The organism is Shewanella sp. (genome assembly GCF_051658185.1).
Classification (GTDB): domain Bacteria; phylum Pseudomonadota; class Gammaproteobacteria; order Enterobacterales; family Shewanellaceae; genus Shewanella.
Genome location: NZ_JBOFMC010000094.1, coordinates 1 through 3,395 on the forward strand (window position 1 = coordinate 1; position 3,395 = coordinate 3,395).

Consider the following 3,395-nt stretch of genomic DNA (forward strand, 5'->3'; position numbering starts at 1 on the left):
AAATCAATCAGATAAAAACGCTCAGGCGCCTCGGATTGCATTGGCTGCAATAAAATATTTTTAGCGTTGAGATCCGCATGGTACACCCCGCGCTGGTGGAATTGCGCGATGGTGGCGCCCAATGCCTGCCACTGCTCAGTGCTCATGGCCCCTTTGCTGAGTTTGGCCACTAAATCTTCGGCACCTTCGACCCGCTCAATCATAATGTCGGCGCGGTAAAATAAGCCATCGCGGACGATATTGGCAGCGATAGGTTTAGGCACGGCAAAATTTTCGCGGTAAAGCACATCGAGCAACCTTAATTCGCCCATGGCCCGAGTGTTTTCAAGGCCCGTAAAGATATAAGCATCCTTACTGAATTTACCGATTAAACCGCCGCGCCAATAATGGCGCAGTACCCAATGGCGCTGCTCGAAAGCCACAAACCAAGTGGTATAGCGGCCAGTCGATGAGCCGACGACGGCGTCTTTTGCACGCCAAAAATCCACTGAAAACCAGCTTGGGGCAATATCTGCCGGAGCGTCTTGGCAGCGAGCGATGTGACCCTGAGGGGTTTTTATGATCTGTATCTGAGCATTCATGGGAGAATTATCGGTTTTAAGCGTGGCACCTTGGGCCATTCTACATTAAGATCCCAAGCTTGCGCCAAATAACCTGATAAGTGATGAGCTTCAAGCCCAATGAGTGTAGATCCCAATAGCATGAATTCCCTTTGTTTACTGCGTTTGTCGGCCATCGGTGACGTCTGCCATGCCGTGGCGATGGTGCAGGCGATTCAGCGCCACTATCCAACGCTTAAGATCACTTGGGTGATAGGTAAACTGGAATATCAGTTGCTAAAACACTTACCCGGTATTGAGTTTGTGATTTTCGATAAATCCCAAGGTTGGCGCAGTTATGTGAATTTACGCAAGGCCCTATCTGGCCGGCAGTTTGATGTGCTGCTGCACATGCAAGTGGCACTGCGCGCGACGTTGGCCTCACTGGCGATACCCGCAAAAGTGCGTATAGGGTTTGATCGCGCTCGCGCCAAAGAAGGCCAATGGTTAGTGACCAATCATAGGGTTGAACCGTTAGCGACTCCCCATGTACTCGAAGGCTTTATGGGTTTTGCCAAGGCGATTGGGGTGAGCGATCTGACGCCAAAATGGGATATTCCGGTGCCCAAGGCGGACACCGAGTTTGCCCAAAGCCATATTGCCGAGGGTGAAAAGGTATTCATTATTTGCGCCGCCGCCAGTAAAGCAGAGCGCAATTGGCTGCCTAAGCGCTACGCTGCCGTTGCCAACTATGCGCTGAATCAAGGATTTAAGGTCATGTTATGCGGCGGTCCAACCCAACAGGAAAAGACCTTGGCCGAAAGCATCACGCAGGCATGTTCAGGGCCGATAGTGAATTTAGTGGGGCAAACCAGCCTTACGCAATTGCTCGCGCTACTCAAACGCGCCAGCTTAGTATTGGCGCCGGATACGGGCCCCGCGCACATGGCCACCACTCAGGGGACGCCTGTCATCGGGTTATATGCCCATTCTAATCCCGGGCGTACTGGCCCCTATTTATCACAGCAATACGTGGTCAGTGTTTATGATAAGGCCATTGCCTCACAACAAAGCGGTGAGGTGAAATGGGGCACCCGCGCGAAGGGGGCCGACTTGATGGCATTCATCAGTGTTGAAGCCGTGATAGAGAAGTTTGAATCTGTATTGCAGTTTGAGCTTGGCTAAAGTGTTGCGTGGGACGTTTGGTGGAGCATCGTCTTAGTATATGTTTGCATTCGTGTTTGTTGTTTAGAACATTGTTTAGGAGATAAATCATGCGGATAGCCATTGCCATCGACAGTTTAGCCGGTGGCGGAGCCGAGAAGGTCATGATTACTTTAGCCAAGCAATTTATTGAGTTGGGGCACGAGCCGCATTTCTTGGTTATGGAGGATAATCGTTATTATGAGACTCCAGACAATTTGCCAGTCCACCAATGCTTTGCTAATGACGATAAAGATTTCGATCGCATTGGCCGATTGACGGCGTCAGTGAATAAGCTGCGGGCAAAAATTGCCGAAATTGAGTCCCAAGTGGGTAAATTCGATTTGTTTTTATCCAACCTCGATAAAACTAACCTGATGATGACAAAAACAGGGGTGCAGCCGTTGTATGTGATTGTGCATTCATCGGTAGAAGAGGAGCTTAGTCGCCAGTTTAAGCTCGGACCCTTTGCCTATTTTAAGAAGCTTAGGGCGAAAAAAGCGCTCAATGGCCAGCATTTGATTACGGTGTCTAATGGCATCGCTAAAGAAATCCTATCCAAAAGTCGATTGCAGCCTGCATCAATACGGACAATTTATAATCCATTTGAATTTAATGAAATAGTGTCCCTGTCGCAGCAGCAAAATCCATACATTCCCCAAGGGGATTATCTGATCCACGTGGGCCGCTTTGCCAAACAAAAACGTCATGATGTGTTGTTTGAGGCTCTTAAACTCACAGATAATCAATTGCCTATCGTGTTGTTATGTCACAACCATAAAAAAGCCATCAAGGCGGCAAAAAAGTTTGGTGTGGAACAGCGAGTCATTATTCCGGGCTTTCAAAGCAATCCTTACCCTTGGATTAAGCGCGCCAAAGCGCTAGTGCTCAGCTCTGATTTTGAAGGTTTGCCTACTGTGTTGATTGAATCATTGGCCTGCGGAACCCCTGTTGTGAGCACGGATTGTCCCCATGGTCCGAGTGAGATTTTAACCGGAGATTTAGCGTCATATCTGGTGGCGCGGCGAGATCCTAAGGCGCTCGCGCAAATGATCGATGCTGTCGTCAAGTGTCCACCCTCTCTTGAACGGGCTGAAATATTGGCAAAAGTGGATGCGACTCGGATTGCTGAGCAATATTTGTCATTGGCAAAATAAGTTTACCGTTCATGTTTTAGGAGACCAACGCAGGTGCTCACACAAGCCAAAAAGCGTTACTTGATGTATATCGCGCAAAACTATTCCTACGCCATTTTAAGGCCACTCCAACAGGTGATCCGGGATAGAGGAGATGAAGTATGCTGGTTTTTAGAAGGAAAAGAGGTGGATCCTCAGTTTCTTAAGGCCGATGAGCAGCGCTTACCGACGATTGATGCGGTTAAGGCGTGGAACCCTGATGCGGTGTTTGTGCCGGGGAATGTGGTGCCAAATTTTGTTCCTGGGGTCAAAGTCGGCGTGTTTCATGGTTTTAATGCCGGGAAAATCAATCGTAAAGGGCGCGAAGACCATTTTGAGATCCGCGATTGCTTTGATCTGTATTGTACTCAAGGCCCGACAACGACGCTGCCATTCCAAGCGCTAGCTAAGAAAATAGGGACTTTTACCGTTGCCGAAACGGGTTGGCCGGCCTTGGACCCTTTATTTAAGGGAAGTA

At 48.9% G+C, this 3,395-nt stretch carries 3 protein-coding genes and 1 pseudogene; 3 read left to right on the forward strand and 1 reads right to left on the reverse strand.

The genetic code is table 11. The annotated features are described in order from the left end of the window. A partial coding sequence (locus ACRCZA_RS04055; protein WP_438673199.1) for a 3-deoxy-D-manno-octulosonic acid kinase occupies nucleotides 1-581 on the reverse strand: 581 nt, incomplete at its 3' end. 99 nt (nucleotides 582-680) lie between these two features. On the opposite strand from ACRCZA_RS04055, the gene ACRCZA_RS04060 reads away from it, so the two are divergent. The 3 genes and pseudogenes from ACRCZA_RS04060 to ACRCZA_RS04070 all read left to right on the forward strand — a co-directional run. Next, on the forward strand, nucleotides 681-1,724 hold the full coding sequence (locus tag ACRCZA_RS04060) for a glycosyltransferase family 9 protein (RefSeq protein WP_438673197.1): 1,044 nt from the start codon (nucleotides 681-683) through the stop codon (nucleotides 1,722-1,724). 89 nt (nucleotides 1,725-1,813) lie between these two features. Further along, the gene (locus ACRCZA_RS04065) at nucleotides 1,814-2,899 is read left to right on the forward strand and encodes a glycosyltransferase (RefSeq protein ID WP_438673198.1); all 1,086 of its coding nucleotides are present in this window, start codon (nucleotides 1,814-1,816) and stop codon (nucleotides 2,897-2,899) included. Between the two features lie 63 nt (nucleotides 2,900-2,962). After that, nucleotides 2,963-3,395, forward strand: a pseudogene (locus ACRCZA_RS04070) (CDP-glycerol--glycerophosphate glycerophosphotransferase); the annotation flags it as partial.